We start from the raw sequence: 21394 nt of genomic DNA, 5'->3' as shown, positions 1-21394 counted from the left end.
TTATTACTGTTTAATAATAATAGCATCCGTTTGAGCAGGAAATAACAGTGCTATGTAACAGTTTGACATTTGTATTCTGTGTTAATTTCTTTTAAGGTAATATATTACGTTAGCGATGCTATTTACGACTATTTATAACTTTAAAATAAAAGCCATTTCCATTTAAAAAATACACATTTACCTATACAGGACGGATTGCTATGTCTGCTTTATCTGAATTACAACAGCATTTAACGCGCTATTGGGCATTACCTTATCACGATGATGAAGCATTACATGCTAAGCTTAATGACGTACAAGCATGGCAACGCGCGCGTATTCAACGCACCCATTCAGAGCTATTTGAGCAGCCAAACAACAAGCCAATGGCAAGCTATTTTCTCACTAAACTATATGGGGGTGAGGAGTTTAAGCTATTGGCCAAACAACTAGAGCGTATTCTTCCAAAAGCGAAAAAGCTTGAGCGACTTGCCAAAGAGTCCGTCTTAGAGACTGGTACTATGGCGGTACAGGCAGCTATTTTGGCGATTGAGCTGGATATGCACTTGGCGCAATGGTTGCTAGAGCAAGATCTACCAGTCAATGAAGAGAATATGCTTAAAGCTTACCGCGCTGTTAATGAAGCAGATGAACGCCGTGTTCAGATTAACAATCTTAAAGAAGTCTGTTACCGTACCGACAAATATCTCAACTCATTTATGTTACGTAAGGCTTTTTCTTTTGCTAAAGGCACGGCATATAGTCGTGGCTATCAGCCGTTATACGACTTTATCGATGCAGGTTTTACAGCGATGAAACCTCTCAAAAGTGTGGCTAGTTTTATTGAACCATTCTGCGAGCGCGAACTGAAAATTATCGATCAAGTTCACAATGCTGATAGTGACGGCAACGTTGACGTATTTGCTGTATCATAGGCTAAAATAGGCACTGAATTGGGCATTTTGCGCGCACAATATTGGTCAATAACTATTGATCATTTAAGTGCTAGCAAAATGCTTTTACATTTGGAAAGATAATAATTATTATTAAATAATTGTCACTACCAAATAGACATAAAAATAAGCCACAGGATAATTCTATGACCGACACCTTAAAAAAGACCAATCACAAGTTCACTACAAACGGCCATATCCAAGATAAATTAGTTAAAGATAGTATTGCTCATACTAAAAACATTAGCTCGAAGGCTCAAGCTCGCCAGAACCCTACTCACAATACATCGATTATTAATTCAGTATCAAATAGTACAGTCACAGCAAATACCAATAATAGCGACTTCACGCAAGTACAAGATTTACCGACAGGAACGCCGCAAGGTCAGCAAACTACTATGCCAAACAATAATGAAATGAGTAAAACTTCAGCGCAGTCCTCAAATACACAAGCGGCAAAGCAAGCTGCCTTTAACCAACGTGATGATATTAATAACCCACACACGCCTGATACCGATGGTGCAGAAGAGACTCACTTCGGTTATAAAACTGTTAATAAAGCTGAAAAACAAGCGCGCGTGGCTGACGTGTTCACTTCGGTTGCCAAAAAATACGACATCATGAACGATTTGATGTCTTTTGGTATTCATCGTCTTTGGAAGCGCTTTGCCATTAGCTTGTCTGGCGTACGTGCTGGTCAGCATGTACTCGATATTGCTGGTGGTACTGGTGATTTGGCCAAAGTCTTTAGCCGCGAAGTCGGTCGTAATGGTCATGTGGTCTTATCAGATATCAACGCAGCCATGCTTGAAGTTGGTCGTGAGCGCTTAATTAACGCTGGTTGCAACAACGTTGACTTCGTCCTTGCCAATGCCGAGACGCTTGCTCCATTCGAAGATGAGAGCTTTGATTTATTGACGATCAGCTTCGGTCTACGCAATGTCACCGATAAAGATGCGGCATTACGTTCAATGTACCGTGTCCTAAAGCCAGGCGGTCGTTTATTAATTTTAGAGTTCTCAAAGCCTATCTTTGAGCCATTATCTAAAGCTTATGATTTGTACTCTTTTACTGCCTTACCTCTTATGGGCAAGCTTGTGGCTAACGATGCTGAAAGCTATCAGTACTTAGCAGAGTCAATTCGTATGCATCCTGACCAGCAAACCTTAAAGCAGATGATGGAACAAGCTGGCTTTGAAAATTGTGATTACCACAATTTAACGGCCGGTATCGTTGCTGTGCATAGAGGTTTCAAGGCATAGCAAATGCTATTCAATAGAACTCAACACTAAAACCAGTGCTGACAATGCTGCAACATGACTATAATCATTTTAAATATGTGAGAGTATTATGCTAACGGTATTACTTTTGGCAAGTGCCGAAAAGCTCATTAATATGGCTATTGCTAGCGATGAGATTACTCAAGCTGGTCTTGTACCGCTTGATGGTAAAGTGCTGCGGTTAAATATGGTGATGCCTAAGATACAATTAGATATTCTATTCAACCATGAGCATCTGCGTTTTGAACCTATTACTGCTAATAGTGTGTTTGAACCACGTGGACAAAGCGTTGGCAGAAATTCTGACGAGCGTCAGCAAGCAGATATACATATGAGGCGTATTGGTCATAGTAGCCCAGACTGCACTATCAACGTTGAAAATCCTGCACAACTACTCAACTTGATGCGCGGCGCTGAAGGCAATCTGCCCATTGATGGCGACTACAAGGTTTTGATGCAGCTCAAACAACTGGTTGCTGGATTTGATCCTGATATCGCCGGTCAGCTCGAGCCTTTCATTGGCAAACCAATGGCCAGCCAGTTACAGCTACTTATATCTCATCTTAAAGGCAGCTTTCGCCATACTGCCAAGCGTGCCTTTGATGATGTAAGTGATTGGGCAAATGATGTGGCGGGCAATAGCGCCCCTGACCTTGCTGAAAAAGCAGAAGCAGATAGTCTTAAGCAGCAAATCCTTAAGCTGCGTGCTGATGTCGAGCGCGAAGAGGCACGGCTAGCAGCGATTAAAGCTGAACAAGCACGCTTAACCAATAGATGAGCATGATTTATCTTGCCTCATTTATCCATCAGTATCCTTATCTAGCCTGATTATTTAGAGTAACTATTTAGAGTAATTATCACCCATGCTATTATCTCATCGCGCCCGTTTACTTGAGCTTTGGCGTATCGCTGCAAGCTACCGCATAGATACTCATTTTACCGTTGAAGAGTCTCCGCAATTACAGCCTCTTGTGCGCTTAATTCGTATGCATCCAGCTGCTTGGGGCAAAAAGCACCAGCCAAATGCGGTGAAATATGCGCTAGAGGATATGGGTACGCTATTTTTAAAACTCGGTCAGCTCCTCTCTACTCGTCGCGATTTAGTGCCACCTGAAATTATCGAACAACTTGTTCAATTGCAAGATAAAGTAAAACCCTTTGACGCTGATACTGCCATCGCTCAAATTCAAGATACAAAACATGGTCTTGGTCAGTCTATTGAGGCGCTATTTGCGCGCTTTGATGTCAAGCCCTTAGCTGCTGCCTCCATTGCTCAAGTGCATACCGCTGCACTGACAGATGGCCGTGAAGTCGTGGTAAAGGTCGTCCGCCCTGATATCCGCACTACTATCATTTCAGACTTTGAGCTGCTGCGTGAACTTGCTAATTGGGCATCGGCACGAATTGAAGCGGCACGTGCGATACATATCATCGATATCGTTGAAGACTATCGGCAAGTCATGCTCAACGAGCTGGATTTAACTTTAGAGGCAGATAATACCACCCAAATGCGTAACAACTTTTTGGGTTCTGCATTGATGTATGTGCCTGAGGTCTATGACGCGGCCAAAAACGTCATGGTCATGGAGCGCATTCAAGGCGTACCGATCTCACAAATTCATATATTTGATCAGCTAGGCTATGATCGAGCAGCATTAGCAGAAAAAGGCCTCACGATATTTTTCACCCAAGTCTTTCGTGATAACTTCTTTCATGCCGATATGCATCCGGGTAATGTATTCGTAGAGACCCCGCCTGTTAAGACGCTAGGCAGTCATACGCAAGCGGTCAATCTCGGCCATGAGCCCCGCTATATTGGTCTTGATTGCGCCATTATGGGCACTTTATCAAAAGATGATCAACTAATTGTAGCGCGCATGCTGTTAGCAGTGATGAATAACAACTTCACTGCTATGGTGGACATCGTCAGCCGTGCTGGATGGATCCCTCCAAATACTGATAAACACGCCTTGATGCGTGACATGAAGCGCACCGTTGGCCCAATGCTGCAAAAGTCTATCAATGAGATCGATTTTGCTGGCGTCTTGATGCAAATTTTAGATATCGCCCGCCGCCATCATATGAGCATCCCGCCTCAGCTCATGCTCCTTCTAAAAACGTTAGTTCACGTTGAAGGCCTTGGTCGTGATTTGTATCCAGATTTGGATATTTGGTCACTGGCTAAGCCTATCCTGAGCAGCTGGATTAAAGAACAGCTTGATCCCATGCGCAACTTCCAACAGCTCCGCGCCCAGCTACCAGAGATTTTATTATCCAGTACTGATATTCCAAAACTACTAGATCAAGGCTTGCAAAGTCTGGCTTCACAAGGCTCACGTCAAGACAGTCAATTGCGTGAGATTCAGCAGATACGTGCAGATATGCTCAATGATCGCCGCCGTGACTGGCTAGCATTAGCAGGATTTGGCCTATTTATCGCTATTGCAACGCAAGTAGTCGGCTGGTTGTCACCTGTCTTTTATATTTTAGCAATGCTAGCAGTCGTTTGGCGCATCCTAGCTTAAAGCTATGCATCTTAGCTAAAGCTATTAAAAAAATATTACCCTATACAACCACAGTTAATTAGACGTATGCTTATAGCATGAGTATGCAGTTACTCAGCTATTGAGCATTCGTCTTAGCTTATTTGCTTAGATGGCTTGCTTAGCTGATTTTCACATCTTTTATTCAAAACCTTATTTAATTCAATCTGCTCTATTGATAGGGATTATCTATGCCCCACTCTCAAGTTAATACCATACCGACTAAACCGGATCACAGCGCGGCTATTGCTGAGCTACAAGCTCAGTTTGGTGAGCAGCTTAGCGTCAATCTGACTGTGCGTGAACAACATGGTCATACGATGACATGGCTTGCTAATCAGCCACCAGATGCCGTGCTAACAGCACAAGATAAGCACGACGTTGCCAAAGCAGTAGCGATTTGCAATCAACATAAAATGCCAGTAATCGCTTTTGGTATTGGATCTTCACTTGAGGGTCAATTAAACGCTCCTTATGGCGGACTCTCCATCGATATGCATGCGCTGGATGCTATCTTGCAAGTCAATAATGAAGATTTGACCGTTACTGTACAGCCTGGGGTCACGCGTGAGCAGCTGAATCATTATTTGCGTGATACAGGTTTGTTTTTTCCTATAGATCCAGGTGCCAATGCTAGTATTGGTGGTATGGTGGCGACCCGCGCCTCAGGTACTAACGCAGTACGCTATGGCACGATGAAAGATGTAGTGCTCGCGCTTGAAGTCGTTACGGCGACTGGAGAGATTGTTCGAACAGGCACGCGTGCTAAAAAATCTGCCGCAGGTTATGACTTGACACGCTTGATGATAGGCTCTGAAGGTACACTTGGTATCGTCACTGAAGTCACGCTCAAATTGTTTGGGCTTAGTGAAAGTATCGGTAGCGGACTCTGTCATTTTCCCACGATTGAAGACGCCTGTCAGGCCGTGATGCTCACCATCCAGATGTGCTTGCCTATCGCTCGGATTGAATTACTTGATGCCTTGCAGATAAAAGCCTGTAATCAATATGCAAATCTTGATCTGCTTGAGACGCCAACGCTATTTGTAGAGTTCCATGGTACTGAAGCGGGCGTACGCGAACAAGCACAAACCTTTAACGATATTATCGAAGAGTTCGGTGGTACGGACTTTGTTTGGGATACCAATGAAGCTGAGCGCAAACGTCTGTGGCAAGCGCGTCATAACGCCTATCATGCCAGCTCAGCTTTACGCCCAGAAGCCAAAGCTCTGTCTACTGATGCCTGTGTCCCTATTTCACGCTTAGCTGAATGCGTCAGCGCCACCGCAAAAGATATTGAAGACGCTGGGATGATTGGCCCTATGGTCGGTCATGTCGGTGATGGCAATTTCCATGTCTTATTATTGGTTAATGCCGATGATCCAGTAGAAGTTGCAAAGGCTGAAGATATTATCGGACGTCTAGCCACGCGTGCTATCGAGATGGATGGCACCTGCACTGGTGAGCATGGAATCGGGCAAGGTAAGCAGAAATATATGGATCAAGAACACGGCAACGCCATACCGCTAATGCAAGCCATAAAATCCGCTCTTGATCCCAATAACATCCTAAATCCCGGTAAAATATGGCCTCAGCCTTTAATAGTAGAAACACAAGAAGTAGTAGAAGCATAAATAAACTAGGACAAAAAAATGCGCCTACTTTAAATTGATAAAGTAGGCGCATTTTTAACTGAGCAAGCCAAATTAACTATATTACATCTAATTAAACATTACATCTGATCAATCGCCATTTGCGTTAATACGCGACCACGCGCTGTGCGTAATACATAGCCTTGCTGAATCAAATATGGCTCAATCACATCTTCAAGTGTGCCACGATCTTCGGCCATCGCTGCCGCTATCGCTTCAACGCCAGCTGGACCACCATCAAAACGTTCATGCAAGATTTCAATATAACGTCTATCAAGATGATCTAGGCCGCGTCTATCGACTGCCAGCATATCAAGTGCACTGGCAGCAATCATCCCATCTATACTTCCATCCCCTCTAACTTCAGCATAGTCACGGACTCGGCGTAGCAAACGGTTAGCAATCCTTGGTGTACCTCGAGCCCGGCGAGCAATCTCGATAGCGCCATCTCCACTCATTGGCACTCGCATTAGACGCGCTGCTCTCGTAACAATGGTCGTCAAATCAGCAATATTATAGAACTCAAGACGCTGGACGATACCAAAACGATCCCGCAGTGGCGAGGTCAATAATCCTGCTCGCGTGGTTGCCGCAACCAAAGTGAACGGTGGCAAATCAAGCTTAATGGAACGCGCTGCGGGCCCTTCGCCAATCATAATATCGAGCTGAAAATCTTCCATTGCTGGATAAAGTATCTCTTCGATGACCGAACTCAAGCGGTGAATTTCATCGATAAATAACACATCACCCGCTTCTAAATTAGTCAGCATGGCCGCCAAATCACCTGGACGCTCAAGCACAGGCCCTGATGTTGAACGTAGATTACCGCCCATTTCGCGAGCAATAATATTGGCAAGCGTAGTCTTACCCAAGCCGGGTGGACCAAAAATTAAAGTGTGATCCAGCGCCTCATCACGACCTCGCGCTGCACCAATAAAAACTTCCATCTGCTCACGCACCACTGGCTGACCAATATATTCAGACAGCAATGCAGGGCGAATATTGCTATCCGGAGCATCATCGGCTCCTTGTAGCGGATTAATTAAGCGGTCTTGCATCATAGGTTTTATCATTATATTAAGGAAATAAACAATGTAAAATCAGGGCGTGTTGAACATTCGCAAGTCGGCACTGCTGATAGCTAAAATTGTTTCAGACAAGGCGCAAATCGAAGATAATGCAGGTGCCTTAGCTAGATTTGCAACACAGTATGGAGCAATTTTGGCATCAGCCTGTAAGGACAGGACTCTTTTTTGCCAATTCGTCATTAAAAAGATCCGCTTAGAATGACTAAACTAGATATTTTTAATCTAGAATCGACTAAAAAATAGTCTCTGTCAGTGCCACGGTCGAATGTTCAACACGCCCCAATAAACAGCATAACCAAACCTAGCGGATAAGTCATGCAAAACGTCTTAAACTAAGCATTAAAACAAAAGTAAGCGACAACTAGTGTCGCTTACTTAAAAGTGTTTATAGATTAACTATAATAATATTAAATCTGAACAAATTAGCTTAGAAACCAGATAATTGCTGCAGGGTCGCCTTTAATAAGCCTTGCGTGTCAGCAAAAACATCACCATTACTTTTAGCAGCTTTAATCGCTTGCTGAGCTTCTTTTTCTTTATAACCCAAGCTTATCAATGCGCCTTCCACTTCGGCAATGATACTGCCTTCGTGAGATACAGCAACTGGCTGAATAGCAAACTCTAAATTACTATTATCGACTTCGATATTTTTCAGCTTATCTTTAAGCTCAATTAATAAGCGTTGTGCTGTTTTTTTGCCGATACCCGGTATACGAGTAAGTGCTGCCTCCGAGTCCTGCTCGACATGCATTTTTAACTCAGCCGCTGACATAGCAGATAGCATCGCTAGCGCCATTTTAGCACCAACACCATTAATTTTAATGAGTTGCCGAAAGACATCACGCTCTTTACGATCTATAAACCCGTACAGCAGCTGAGCATCTTCACGCACATGAAAATGCGTCCAAATACTTGCTTGCTGCTCTACCTGCAGCTGACAAAATGATGGCAATGGTAGCTCAATATCATAACCTACACCGGAGGTGGTCATGATACAAGCTGTTGGTGCCATTAAATATTGTACCTGTCCAGTAATCAGTCCAATCATAATCCATCACCTGTCATTAACAATCGAATAAGCGACTTTCGCTCAAAAGGCATTATTCTAAACAGTATTCCTAATGCCCTTTAAACGAAGCCTAAGCCAAACTATTTATTAGGTTCGCTTACTGATAAAAATCAACCATGCCTTCAAGGCTAATCGGACGAATCTTATGCGCTTGTCCAGCAGAACCGAAGGCTTCAAAGCGATTGGTACAGATATCTGACATCGCCACCATAGAAGCTTTGAAATATTTACGTGGATCAAACTCGCTAGGATTCTCTGCTAAAAATTGACGGATAGCTCCTGTTGATGCCAAACGCAGATCAGTATCGATGTTTACTTTGCGTACACCATGCTTAATCGCTTCAACGATTTGCTCAACTGGTACACCATAAGTTTCGCCAATATCACCACCATGCTCATTAATGACTTTTAGCCACTCTTGGGGTACTGATGAAGAACCATGCATGACAAGATGCGTATTAGGAATACGCGCGTGAATCTCTTTCACCCGCTCAATAGATAAGATATCGCCTGTTGGTGGACGCGTGAATTTATAAGCACCATGACTGGTACCAATCGCAATCGCCAAAGCATCGACATTGGTGTCTTTTACGAAATGCTCAGCTTCGTCAGCACTGGTCAGCAGCTGCTCATGATCGAGAATTCCCTCTGCACCAGAACCGTCTTCTTCACCAGCCATACCTGTCTCGAGACTGCCCAGGCAACCAATTTCCCCTTCTACAGACACACCACAAGCATGTGCAAGTTTGACTACTTCGCGCGTAACGCTAGCATTATAGTCATAGTCCATTGGCGTTTTACCATCTTCACCTAAAGAGCCGTCCATCATTACTGATGAAAATCCAAGCTGGATTGAGCGTTGGCAAATAGCTGGTGACATACCATGATCTTGGTGCATGACAACTGGGATATGTGGCCACTCTTCAATAGCAGCAATAATTAAATGACGTAGAAAAGCTGACCCTGCATAACTGCGTGCACCGGCACTGGCTTGTACAATGACAGGTGAATCACAAGCATCCGCCGCCATCATAATCGCTCGCATCTGCTCTAAGTTATTTACGTTAAATGCGGGAACACCATAGTTGTGCTCAGCAGCATGATCTAAAAGTTGACGTAACGAAATTAAGGCCATAAAACGCTCTCTGGTTGGTTTTTAAAAAATGATACTATTATTGAATACTGTCAAAAACATCATGCTACTAAAAGCATGTGCAGGTCACAAAATAGATTTAGCTTCGAAAAGTGAATGTCGACTTAATGGTTATTTAGCATTAAACATAGACTTTGCGTATAGATCATGACAACTATGTATAGCAATCAAAATCATAGCGGGGTGATTATAGCAAAATTTACCTACATCTCGTAGCGGTTGCATTAGTATTTATCTGTCTGGCAGGTTCTATAAGCAGTTAACGTCCACGCTAAGCTACTGTGCAAGATACAATTAAAATAGCAAACGCAAAAAAGCCCTGATTATTATCAAGGCTTTTTAATATTCTGGAGGCTTATAAAGCAATTACTAGTTTAATGGCTTACTTATCAATGAATAATCCATCAATAAACTAGCTGCTAATTTGCTTAGTATTGTTGCTCTGCATCAACAGCAATGTCGTTCGCGCCATCAGCAACAGCGTTAGCACCATCAGCAACAGCTGAAGCAGTACCTTCAACAGCTTTGTTAGTACCTTCAGCGATAGCATCACCGGTATTTTCTAGCGCATTTGTAGCGGCAGCACCAGCAGTTTCAGCACTCTCAGCAACTTCAGTACCAGCTTCTTGAGCAGCAACTTCAGCTTCTTGAGCAGCAGCTTCAGTATTAGCAGCGGCATCGTCGCCAGCAGACTCAACAGCAGCTTCGGTTTGGTCTTCAGTTTGTTGGCTACATGCAGTGACTGCAAAAGTACCAGCAAGTACGCTAGCAAGTAACAAATGACGTTTTAACATAATAAACCTCTTGTAAATGGTGCATGTCAGAATACATGATTGCGCTATTTTATAGATAGCAAATAAGACATGCAATAACAATTTTCAGTATATTAACAAATAATAACTGCTTAATAAAAATCCTCAATCGTCAGTGCTGCATACTCATTGGTATACCCTAAGCTGACAATATCCCTACAGCCTACCCTAAATGTTGAATTTCATTTGTACGCGTAATGTTACTATTGTTGTTACTTATATTAATAATTAGTTATTAACCTGTAATAATCCTGTTACTTTTCAGAACTGTTGTTTTGTTCGAATAACTATTTTTTTTCTTCAACCTGTAATGCAGCTACCGCAGGCAAAACTTTACCTTCGACAAATTCTAAAAATGCACCGCCGCCTGTAGACATGTAGCTTACGCCATCAGCAACTTGGTATTTATCAATTGCAGCTAGAGTATCACCACCGCCAGCTATCGAAAACCCGTTACTAACTTGTACTGCTGTTGCCAAAATTTCAGTACCAGCACCAAAAGCATCCACTTCAAACACTCCAACTGGACCGTTCCAAAGGATAGTTTTAGCATCAATAATAGCCTTGGCTAATTGTTTAGCACTTTGCGGCGCAATGTCCAATATCATATCATCGGCACCAATATTATCTACCGCTTTAACAGTAGCTTTCGCTTGTTGCAATGAGCCTACAAAGTCATCAAAATCAATATCGTTTTTATCAGCGACGACTACAAATTCAGGCAGCAGAATATCAGTCTTGGTCATAATTTGACGAGCAGTATCGACCAAGTCAGCTTCATGTAGCGATGCACCTACACTATGACCTTGTGCGGCCAAGAAAGTATTGGCAATACCTCCACCAACGATGATTTGGGTACAAACTTCTGCTAAGCTATGAAGAACTTCAAGTTTAGTAGATACTTTTGAGCCACCAACAATCGCTAACATCGGTTGTGCTGGAGTCTCAAGGGCTAGACTCAATGCATCGAGTTCAGCTGCGAGCAATGGTCCAGCGCACACAGTCTTACCTGCTTGGCGCATTGCTTTAGTCACCCCTTCAGTGGAGGCTTGTGCACGGTGAGCAGTACCAAATGCGTCCATCACAAACACGTCACACAAGCTTGCATAAGCTTCTGCCAGCCCAGCATCATTCTTTTTTTCACCTTTATTGAAACGGACATTTTCCAATAAAACCACTTCACCAGCTTTAATAGTGACGCCTTTACCAAGATAATTATTATTAAGCATTACAGGCTTTTTTATCTGCCCAGCCAGCTTGTCTGTCAAGTAATCAGCAACTGGAGCGAGAGAATACTTGGACTCAGGTTCACCTTCTGTTGGACGTCCTAGATGTGAGCATACAATTACTGCCGCCCCTTTATCTAACGCCATTTTGATAGTTGGCATGCTGGCCTGCAGACGTGCATCGCTTGTCACTTTACCATCTTTGATAGGAACATTTAGGTCTTCACGAATCAATACTACTTTGTCCGTTAACGTCAGCTCACTCATACGTAAAAAATTCATTACCGCTCCTAGGCTATATGGATTATTTTGTCTATCGTTTTATGAAGTTAAATTAACCGCCAATATCATATGAGCCGTAGTTTATACAATAGAGCTTGCTCATTCTAGGCAAGAAACAAGTATTACAGTAAATTTTTAATAAAAATCTCAGATGCATAATATTTGGCGCCTGCTATTCAGGATACCATCATAATTTAGAGACATTTTTTAGAAGCCCATTAACATTTCGTGGTGGCACTTAGTAACGGTTCATTTTACTATAAAGCACTATCTGACTTTCGATCACTTGATAAATGATAACTCGGTAGAAAATAACAATAACCTATTAGGAGATTATAATGAGCATTGACTTTGATGTTGCCAAACAAAATTTACTAAAATTAAAAGAAGAGTATGAAACTCGCATTGATAAAATAGAAGATCATATCCAGCATCCACAAGATGATTTGAACGAACATTGGGATGATCAGGCAATATCATATCGTCAAAATGATATGCGTAAAAATTTGATGGCTGAAGCACGGCAAAGTCTTGTTTATGTCGAGAATGCCCTGAGTCGTATCGAGAACGGCACTTATGGTGAATGTGAAGTTTGCGGTAAACCAATAGAAGAAAAGCGCTTAGAAGCCTTGCCTTACGCTACCTTGTGTATGGATCATGCTGTGTAAAACTTTTCTCCATACATCATAAATCATCAATCTTATGGGCAGGTATTTACCAATCGGTAAGCGCCTGTTGCCACTCTTGACAGCGCTGCGCAATTGAATCTACTGGCAAGTCTAAAATGTCACCAACTACCGCAATATAAGCGATGGGCAACCCTTTTAGTTGAACAATATTTTCGACTGTCAAACCACCAATGACACAAAGTTCAATGTCGTTATGAATAGTCTGTTGGCAGCCATCTATAAGCTGTTGACGAGAGATAGTGTCGGCATTAGGTTTAGTAGATGATGCAAATATAGCACCCATTGCCGCATAAGTTGCGCCTGCAGACCTTGCTTCTTCTACTAACGCTACATCTCCATGACAAGTGCGGCCAATAATCTGATTAGACTCCAATTGCTGTTTAGCCTCACTAATAGCACCATCTTGTTGTCCAAGATGCACCCCTACTCCAAGCTTGACTGCTAAAGCGATATCATCATTTATAACTACTGGTACTTCGTATAGATTTGCTAGTGCTACTATCTTTAGCGCCTCGTCATATAACTTTTTTTGACCATGAGTCTGAGCCAATACTTGCTTGCGTCTGATTTGTAGCAACCCTATTACGCCTGTCGCTAGAGCTACCTCTAACTTAGCATAAAGCAAATCAAATTCATCATCATTAGTAAGCAGATACAGCATAGGCGCTGCTCGCTCTGAAGTTACAGTTGATTGTTCAGTCATAAATCATCCTTAAGCTTAATTAAGCCAAAAAAAAGACTGTTATATTAAATAACAGCCTTTTTTGTCTACAAACTATGGTTTACAGCAGTTTAAATAAGTATTTTATACTGTACGGCGCGTGGCTAAACTGGTTAGAATATTTTTAGCATCACCCCAACGAGTTGCGGAGCTGTTAGCACCTAAAATCACGATAATAGCAGGGCGGTTGTTGACACGAGTCTCCATAACTACACAACGACCAGCTTCGTTAATAAAACCTGTTTTAGAGATACCAATTGGATAATCTCCTGAGCGCACAAGGCTGCTCGTATTGCTGGCTTTATAGGTGCGGTTACCACTTGAATAGTTGGCAACGTAAAAGTCGTAGCTTTTGGTAGTAGAAAAACGACGAATAACATCATAGTTACCCGCAGCACGTACCATTTTTACTAAGTCATTTGATGAGGCAACATTACGCTTATCAAGACCTGTTGGATCTCCAAAGTATGCTGTGGTCATACCCAACTCTTGAGCTTTACGGTTCATCGCCCGCATAAAGGCATCATAGCCACCTGGATAGTTACGTGCTAGGCTTTTAGCAGCAGGATTTTCAGATTTCATCAAAGCCATGAGTAGCATCTCAGCGCGATTCATGCGATCGCCTGATTTCAAACGTGAGCTTGCACGCTTAGGACCTACAAAGTCTTCTGGATCAAGTGTAATTTCTTCACGCATATCAAGACCAGCATCTAAGACAACCATGGCTGTCATTACTTTAGTAATACTTGCCATAGGACGCGCGATATCTGCATCTTTTTCGTATATAGACTTTCCAGTCTCGACATCTATGACTGCGACACTACGCGAGTCTGTGCTGATTGGTAGCATATCGCTGCTACCAAAACCGCCACGGTAGGTAGTGTTATAAGTATTGTTATAGCTATTACTGCTACTGCCATAACTGTTAGCATTAGTAATATTAGTAGTGCCGTAGCCGTTATCCACTTTTTTGATAGGAGTAGTAGAGCTTTTAGAGCTATACATAATGTTGCGGGCTTCTGATAAGCTATCCGCCCCACCCCAACTGACGCGTGCGCTAGACTCAGGGCTACCATTAATACTAAGCGCAGCTTGTGCAGCACTGCCTAAGCTTAACGAAATCATGGCAGCGACTAATTGCTGTTTGGTTAATGGTAAATGTTTCATTATTCCCCCTGCTGTTGGTATCGCGTCAATTGCAGATTATCATATGCAATTGATAAACGTAGCGTTTCTGATTGTGTTTGTAGACACTCGTATAGAGTTTTTGTACTTTTAGTGTATCATGGTTTGCATTTAAGTTTAATGTATCGGCCTGACTTCATGAGATTTTTTTGTACATGTACGAAGATTACTACAGTTGCTTTGGGTTCATGTAATATTGATTAACATTAGAGAAATATTTGTTTTATTATTACTGCAAAGTAATTCTATAGATAAGTAACTATAAAGCAAGATTATTATAAATAGCAACATCGATATAAAATAAAGTACTTGTATTGTATTGGATAAGTCACTGTTAAGTAATATATTTATAGCATAGCCAATCTTAACCAATGTTAGGCTATCCCTAATTCGCCTCAATCTATTAAATAGTAAAGAGTATAACTATGATTCGAGTATTAGTAGTAGATGATCACGATTTAGTACGAATGGGCATCAGTCGTATGCTGTCTGACAGTGCAGATATTGAAGTAGTAGGTGAAGCTGATAGCGGTGATATGGCATTAAAAATGGCTAAGCAGCTCAGTCCAGATGTGGTTCTACTAGATGTAAACATGCCAAATATCGGTGGTCTTGAAGCGACTAAGCGTTTGGTACAATTGGACATGGGTATCAAAATATTGGCAGTGAGTAGTATGTCAGCGCAGCCGTATCCATCAATGCTCCTCAAAGCTGGAGTTAATGGTTACATTACTAAGGGTACGCCACTCGATGAGATGATACGTGGTATCAAAAAAATATACCAAGGTGGGCGTTATTTTAGCCATGACGTTGCAGAGCAGTTGGCCGAAGTATTATTATCAGATAATGCCTCCTCACCTTTCGATTTGCTTAGCGATCGTGAAAAACAAGTCGCCATGATGGTAGTCAACTGTCAAAGCCCACAGCAAATTGCCGATCAATTATTCGTAAGCGTAAAAACCATTAATACCTATCGCTACCGTATCTATGAAAAAGTCGGTGTTGATAGTGATGTTAAATTGACTCATCTAGCCATTCGTCATGGGTTGATTCAACCTTAATTTCAGGGTTAGTCTGCTTCTTTAACTAATATATTTATATCTATTCCTTCGCTTCGGTCCATTTATGAAACCTGCTTCTAGAACTATTAACGCTGTTGTCCGATCTCTAAAGCAGGACAATACCCTACCTGCATCACAGTTACGCAAGCTTGGGCTAATTTATAATAGTTATCGTTTAGTAGTCAGTGCGTTTCTATTGTTAATGGTGTACGCCAATATCAAAGCAGATACCAATCTGCTATTACCAAGCTTATTGCAGCAAACTGCCCTTGGGTTTTATGTCATTCTTAGTCTGATTTTACTGAGTTTATTTTTGGTGGCAACTAAGCAGCTGCAACGCCAGTTAGTATTTGGTTTGGGTATTGATATAATCGTTTTAAGTTTGCTGTTGTATACCAATGGTGCGCCAGACTTACAATTGACTATGCTATATATGGTCGTCGTAGCAGCGAGCTTTATGTTGTTACGCAGCTCACAAGCCCTGATTATCACTTTACTAGCAATTTTATTCGTCATTTATCAGCAATTTTTCCATGCGATTGTCAATAGTATGAGTCTAGCCAACCTAGGTGACGCCTTATTAATGTCAGCCAGTTTTTTAGCCGTTGGTTTTTTGAGCTGGTCGATCTCGCAGCGCTTAGTACATGTCGAACGATTTATAGCACGGCAAGCAGAAGAAGTAGAACGTCTTAATACAATCAATCAAGAAGTTATTAGCCAAATGCTTAATGGCGTGATGGTTATCGATCAGCAGCATATTGTTTTAGCCAATCATGCAACTTACCAGCTTCTAGGTATTTCTGAGATACCAGCATCGCCATTTAGAAAAGCACCCCCTAATAACGATAATACAAAGTCTACTCTCAGACAACAACAGCGTAATTTTAAGAATCATCATAATCCATTGTATGCTTTTCAGCAGGCTTTGGCTCATCAACATAGAGCCCTACTCAATAGCTGCCTCTCTGTTCCCGCCAATCAATCAAGAAACTTTATTTATGAGTTACCTGAGGCAGCTAGCGCTTCTGTTACAAACAAGCTGCGCGTACAAATCATTCCCTTAGAGGATAGTAGCCAGCTGGTATTGTTTGAAGATTTGCGTCGCGAACAAGCCAACGCTCAACAGCTAAAACTGGCTTCTTTAGGACAGCTAACGGCCAGTATCGCTCACGAGATTCGTAATCCACTTGCTGCTATCTCACAGGCCAGTCAGCTATTGCTAGAAGATATAGACGATAACCGTGACGTAGGCGAAAACACATCCTCACTGATAAAGAACCAAGCTGCCATCGACACACATGGCAATAATGAGCTGTACAAGATGATATTTGCACAGACTAAGCGTGTTAATCGTATTATTGAAGACGTATTAAAGTTATCACGTCAGCAACGTTCCAATAAGCAGACAATAGAACTTGCGACATGGATGCCACAATTTTTAGAAAACTATTTTCGCGGTAATGATATTTTTTTACGTGATGATTCACATCCCGTGGTACAGTTTGATAACCATCAATTAGAGCAAATACTCATTAATTTAATCAACAACGGTTTGCGCTATTGTGGTCTTGTGCATCCACACGCTTATGCTGAGGTCGAGATATATTGTGTGCAGAACGATGTTATAATCGATGTTTTAAACGAAGGTGATAAGGTTGCTGAAACTGATGTAGAGCACCTATTTGATCCATTTTTTACTACTGATAAAGCAGGTACCGGACTGGGATTATATTTATCACAAGCATTTAGCGAAGCCAATCATGCACGGCTACTGTATGTAGCTGAACATGAAAAAACCTGTTTTCGATTGATTATACCATTGGGCTCCTGCCCAGAAGATGCTTGGGATGTTTAAGACTATTATTAATAGTTTTCAATAACGCCCACACTGATAAAATATTGATTTCCATAATCGATCAAGATAGTTAACCTGTACAGTTAATAAAGATAAAAAAGGTTAAAGGTTCTCTATTTATTGATGATAACCCTTTATATGAGCGTTTATTTAGTAACTTGTACCAATTGAACAAACATGAGGTTATGTATGACAGCAATCGCGCTAGTCGTCGATGATGAAGTAGATTTATGCCGACTTATGCAAATCACGCTAACAAAAATGGGCATCAGAAGTGATGTCGCCTATAGCCTGTCACAAGCAAAATCTTATCTGGAAAATAACCACTATGATTTTTGTCTAACTGATCTACAGCTACCCGATGGCTCAGGACTAGAACTGGTGAAGCAGATTAGTAGCAGCTCCAATACGCCGGTTGCTGTGATTACGGCACACGGCAGCATGGATCTGGCTATTGAAGCGCTTAAAATGGGTGCTTTTGACTTTGTAAATAAGCCGCTTGAGTTACCTCGTTTACGACAGCTGGTCGAAAATGCACTTAAAGTCATCCATCAAGACGAAAGCACACAAGCAACCAATGAGATTACGCCGGAGCAGCAGCTATTAGATAGTCGTCTAATAGGTAATTCTGCCGTGATGCAAACCTTGAAAACCACCATTGTCAAACTAGCGCGTTCACAGGCGCCAGTGTTCTTATCCGGTGACTCTGGTACAGGTAAAGAAGTCGTTGCCAGACTCATTCATGACTTAAGTCCGCGCCGTGATGGTAGCTTTGTACCAGTCAACTGTGGCGCAATTCCATCTGAGCTGATGGAATCAGAGTTTTTTGGGCATAAGAAAGGCAGTTTTACCGGTGCAGTTGCAGACAAGCAGGGTTTGTTTCAACAAGCCAGCGGTGGTACGCTATTTTTGGATGAAGTTGCGGATTTACCGCTCGCTATGCAAGTTAAGCTATTACGCGCTATTCAAGAAAAAACAGTACGTGCTATTGGTGATACCAAAGAGATTCCCGTTGACATTCGTATTTTATCAGCCACTCATAAAGACTTGAATCAATTGGTAAAAGATAGCGATTTTCGGCAAGATTTGTATTATCGAATTAACGTTATCGAACTTAAATTACCCACGCTTAAAACGCGACGCGATGACATACCTTTACTCGCTAAGCATTTTTTAGCATTGATATCTGAAGAGTGGCAACTAGATACTCCAGCACAGCTGACTGAGAATGCCTGTGATCGACTCCAACATCATGAATTTGCTGGTAATGTTCGTGAGCTTCGCAATATACTGGAGCGCGCAGTCACGTTAGCAGATACCACAATCATAGACGATGATCATTTGGGATTACCTAAGCTCACTGATAATTATTATGATGAAGCCAATCCTAAAGATATGACCAGTAACGAAGATATGACTGCTGTATCCGCTGTAAATGATAAACCTATGCCTCTACAGACAAAAGACTCTCCTAAACAGAGTGGCAGGAATGTTAATAGCAGAATGGTAATTAATAACTTACATCCGTATCGCACTCACAGCCAAAATTATTCCTCTGCTATCCGCATGTCTACTCCTAAATCTAATAATATCGGCACTTCATCTGTATATAATCAAGACCGACGTAAACCAGAGCAATTTGTTGATGATATAAATACTCAGCCCTCAATAGTTAGTGTTTCTGAGGCTGAATTACCCCAAAAAGGGCTAGAGGCCTATCTTCAAGATCAAGAAAAGCGCTTGATTATTAAAGCGCTTAAGCAGACAGATTGGAACAAGACTCAGGCAGCTGAATTATTGGGTACTACCTTCCGCTCTCTACGCTATCGCATGAAAAAGCTTGAAATCGATGAAGATCAGGACGATAACTTAGAATAGCTCGATACTACTAGGGTGAATAAAGCTGATAGTGATTAGTTCTCTTAAAAGTTACTGATTAGAACTAACTAGGGCCTGTCCTCATTTTGATAATGGTAATAAAAATGAGATAGATTTTTGTCGGTCAAAGGAAATTTTGCAGAGAATATGGACATATTGTCTAGAAATTTTCAAAGAGTGACGGAAATATAGCCATTTTTAGCCCATTAGAGGTCCACTCGTTCAGATTGAGGACATGCCCTAAGCTTGTACCTCATATTTTTTAGATACTTTCTTTATCGTTATCAGCAACACTATCAACATTATCTTTTTTTACAAAGCGAAGCCCTGAAGAGCGTACTTGCTGTCGCAACACATCAAGTGCTTGCTGCTCCCACGTACGCTCATTACCAGATAAAGACACATCAGGCTGCACGCCTATCTTATCAATCTTCTTTCCTGTTGCTGTCAAGTAGTGAGCTACCGTTAACTTGACTGCTTGCTCATTATTGAGTGGTATAACCGATTGTACTGAACCTTTGCCATAGCTTACTTCGCCGACGATGGTTGCGCGTTGCTGTGTCTGTAGACTGCTTGCCAACACTTCTGCTGCCGAAGCAGAATAGCGGTTTTGCAAGATGACTACTGGTAAAGGCTTAAGTAGTGCAGCCTCTTGCGTGGACAAGGTACGCAACTTACTTTGTCTACTCTTTACCTGTACTACATCAGTATCACTCATAAACAAACTGGCTACTTTGACCGCTGAGATTAATACACCACCTGGATTATCACGTAAATCAAGCAGTATTCCAGTAACAGGCGCATCAAGATTGGTTAAGCTTTGCAGGATTCGTTCACGTGTATTGTTTTGAAAAGCCGGTAATTTAATAACAGCAATTCCATCAACAAGCCGCGTCTCGATGGTTTGCAGATGAGTATTATTACGTTGTAATGTGATGACACGCTTGCGCCGGCCAGCTTTAGACACTGTGACATCGACTTGCGTACCTGCAATGCCATTAAGCAGCTGTTCAACATCATTAGACTGTCTATCACCATCAATTTTAAACTGGCCGATTTGATGGATATAATCACCAACGGTAATTCCTTTTTTATCGGCAGGCGACTCATCTACAATATCAGTTACAACCCAATACCCTTCGGCCGGTTGATACTCCGCCTTTAAACCGACATTTCCCACATCGCCTTCGGTAAATGCGCGTAGATTCTCGTACGCTTCAGCATCCAAAAACTCAGCATGACTATCAAGCTTGGTCAACATACCACTCATCGCATTGTCAAATAACTCTTCATCATTGACAGGATCAACATATTGACGGCGCACTAAGTCTACTACTGCGACAAAAGTTTTTAAGGTTTCAGGAGAGATTGCATTTAACGATACTTGCGCGACTTCGGCTGGTATATCAGTCAAGTTATCATCCGTTAAATCCGCTACGGCATTGTCTCCTAACGCATCTATATCATCATCTGTCCGGCTATCTGTTTCATCTGCGACCCTCAGCATTCCTGATTCTGATGCTTCATTATCTATTAGGTCATCATCAACATTTAAGCTAATAAGTTGCAAGCCTGCTGTAAGGCTATTACCATTGGTCGCACTTTTACCAGTAGGCTCCACATTAGCTGCTTGTGCGTGTAGATTGATACTGCCTATCCCTAGTAGCCCAAGCAAGCCAATCTTAAGCACAGGCTTGAAGATAGCACGTTGTGTCCATCCTAATTTAACTGGTTCGACCGATAGTTTTGAGGCTGATAAAAGCATAAGAGGACTCACATAAAATAAAAAGTACATACAACTTTATTATTGTCGTTTGATTACAAAATAGTTAACTGATATAAACGAGCTAGAGGACTATAAGATAGCATTAAGACCCTACTGAAAAATAGGATATTATTGCAAATAAAAAGGGAAAGATAAGCGCTATCTCTCCCCTTTTGCCAGCTAATAAAAATTATCGAACCTAA

General features: G+C 41.8%; 17 protein-coding genes. 9 read left to right on the top strand and 8 right to left on the bottom strand.

Annotation, left to right across the window (positions count from 1 at the left end):
• Window positions 1-200: 200 nt before the first annotated feature.
• From AK825_RS03945 to AK825_RS03925, 5 genes are all read left to right on the top strand, one after another.
• On the top strand, window positions 201-914 hold the full coding sequence (locus tag AK825_RS03945) for a hypothetical protein (protein WP_068034854.1): 714 nt from the start codon (window positions 201-203) through the stop codon (window positions 912-914).
• A 164-nt stretch (window positions 915-1078) separates the two neighbouring features.
• The gene (ubiE, locus tag AK825_RS03940; RefSeq protein WP_068034853.1) at window positions 1079-2194 is read left to right on the top strand and encodes a bifunctional demethylmenaquinone methyltransferase/2-methoxy-6-polyprenyl-1,4-benzoquinol methylase UbiE; all 1116 of its coding nucleotides are present in this window, start codon (window positions 1079-1081) and stop codon (window positions 2192-2194) included.
• Window positions 2195-2282: 88 nt separating this feature from the next.
• A complete protein-coding gene (locus AK825_RS03935; protein WP_068034852.1) occupies window positions 2283-2990 on the top strand; it encodes a hypothetical protein in 708 nt (235 codons plus the stop codon).
• Between the two features lie 85 nt (window positions 2991-3075).
• Complete coding sequence (locus AK825_RS03930) at window positions 3076-4737, top strand: AarF/UbiB family protein (RefSeq protein ID WP_068034851.1); 1662 nt, start codon at window positions 3076-3078, stop codon at window positions 4735-4737.
• A 209-nt stretch (window positions 4738-4946) separates the two neighbouring features.
• Entirely contained in the window at window positions 4947-6389 is a 1443-nt protein-coding gene (locus tag AK825_RS03925; protein ID WP_068034850.1) for an FAD-linked oxidase C-terminal domain-containing protein, read from the top strand.
• Between the two features lie 98 nt (window positions 6390-6487).
• Here the strand turns inward: AK825_RS03925 and ruvB are convergent, their stop codons facing one another.
• The 5 genes from ruvB to AK825_RS03895 all read right to left on the bottom strand — a co-directional run bounded on the left by ruvB (window position 6488) and on the right by AK825_RS03895 (window position 12037).
• Entirely contained in the window at window positions 6488-7465 is a 978-nt protein-coding gene (ruvB, locus tag AK825_RS03920; RefSeq protein ID WP_068039014.1) for a Holliday junction branch migration DNA helicase RuvB, read from the bottom strand.
• A 457-nt stretch (window positions 7466-7922) separates the two neighbouring features.
• Window positions 7923-8543, bottom strand: coding sequence for a Holliday junction branch migration protein RuvA (ruvA, locus tag AK825_RS03910; RefSeq protein WP_068034848.1), 621 nt, complete (start codon window positions 8541-8543; stop codon window positions 7923-7925).
• Between the two features lie 118 nt (window positions 8544-8661).
• On the bottom strand, window positions 8662-9699 hold the full coding sequence (gene fba, locus AK825_RS03905) for a class II fructose-bisphosphate aldolase (protein ID WP_068034847.1): 1038 nt from the start codon (window positions 9697-9699) through the stop codon (window positions 8662-8664).
• 446 nt (window positions 9700-10145) lie between these two features.
• The gene (locus tag AK825_RS03900; RefSeq protein ID WP_068034846.1) at window positions 10146-10511 is read right to left on the bottom strand and encodes a hypothetical protein; all 366 of its coding nucleotides are present in this window, start codon (window positions 10509-10511) and stop codon (window positions 10146-10148) included.
• 305 nt (window positions 10512-10816) lie between these two features.
• Complete coding sequence (locus AK825_RS03895) at window positions 10817-12037, bottom strand: phosphoglycerate kinase (RefSeq protein WP_068034845.1); 1221 nt, start codon at window positions 12035-12037, stop codon at window positions 10817-10819.
• A 338-nt stretch (window positions 12038-12375) separates the two neighbouring features.
• Between AK825_RS03895 and AK825_RS03890 the strand changes: the two genes are divergently transcribed.
• Window positions 12376-12705 (top strand): TraR/DksA C4-type zinc finger protein, encoded by a 330-nt coding sequence (locus AK825_RS03890; RefSeq protein WP_068034844.1) that lies wholly within the window; start codon window positions 12376-12378, stop codon window positions 12703-12705.
• Between the two features lie 46 nt (window positions 12706-12751).
• On the opposite strand, the gene AK825_RS03885 is transcribed toward AK825_RS03890, so the two are convergent.
• A complete protein-coding gene (locus AK825_RS03885) occupies window positions 12752-13429 on the bottom strand; it encodes a thiamine phosphate synthase (RefSeq protein ID WP_068034843.1) in 678 nt (225 codons plus the stop codon).
• A 102-nt stretch (window positions 13430-13531) separates the two neighbouring features.
• On the bottom strand, window positions 13532-14614 hold the full coding sequence (locus AK825_RS03880; protein ID WP_068034842.1) for a serine hydrolase: 1083 nt from the start codon (window positions 14612-14614) through the stop codon (window positions 13532-13534).
• A gap of 443 nt (window positions 14615-15057) precedes the next feature.
• Between AK825_RS03880 and AK825_RS03875 the strand changes: the two genes are divergently transcribed.
• The 3 genes from AK825_RS03875 (at window position 15058) to AK825_RS03865 (ending at window position 19426) form a co-directional block, all read left to right on the top strand.
• The gene (locus AK825_RS03875) at window positions 15058-15693 is read left to right on the top strand and encodes a response regulator (protein ID WP_068034841.1); all 636 of its coding nucleotides are present in this window, start codon (window positions 15058-15060) and stop codon (window positions 15691-15693) included.
• Between the two features lie 64 nt (window positions 15694-15757).
• Window positions 15758-17548 carry a HAMP domain-containing sensor histidine kinase gene (locus AK825_RS03870; RefSeq protein ID WP_068034840.1) on the top strand — a complete coding sequence of 597 codons (1791 nt, stop codon included), beginning with the start codon at window positions 15758-15760 and terminating at the stop codon, window positions 17546-17548.
• A gap of 189 nt (window positions 17549-17737) precedes the next feature.
• Complete coding sequence (locus tag AK825_RS03865) at window positions 17738-19426, top strand: sigma-54 dependent transcriptional regulator (protein WP_068034839.1); 1689 nt, start codon at window positions 17738-17740, stop codon at window positions 19424-19426.
• 262 nt (window positions 19427-19688) lie between these two features.
• On the opposite strand, the gene AK825_RS03860 is transcribed toward AK825_RS03865, so the two are convergent.
• Window positions 19689-21191, bottom strand: a complete 1503-nt coding sequence (locus AK825_RS03860) for a S41 family peptidase (protein ID WP_149038746.1) — start codon at window positions 21189-21191, stop codon at window positions 19689-19691.
• Window positions 21192-21394 lie beyond the last annotated feature (203 nt).

The sequence above is a fragment of the Psychrobacter sp. P11G5 genome (assembly GCF_001593305.1).
In the GTDB taxonomy this organism is placed as follows: Bacteria; Pseudomonadota; Gammaproteobacteria; order Pseudomonadales; family Moraxellaceae; genus Psychrobacter.
Note: the sequence above shows the minus strand (reverse complement) of the source record. Positions and strands in the feature narration are given on the sequence as shown.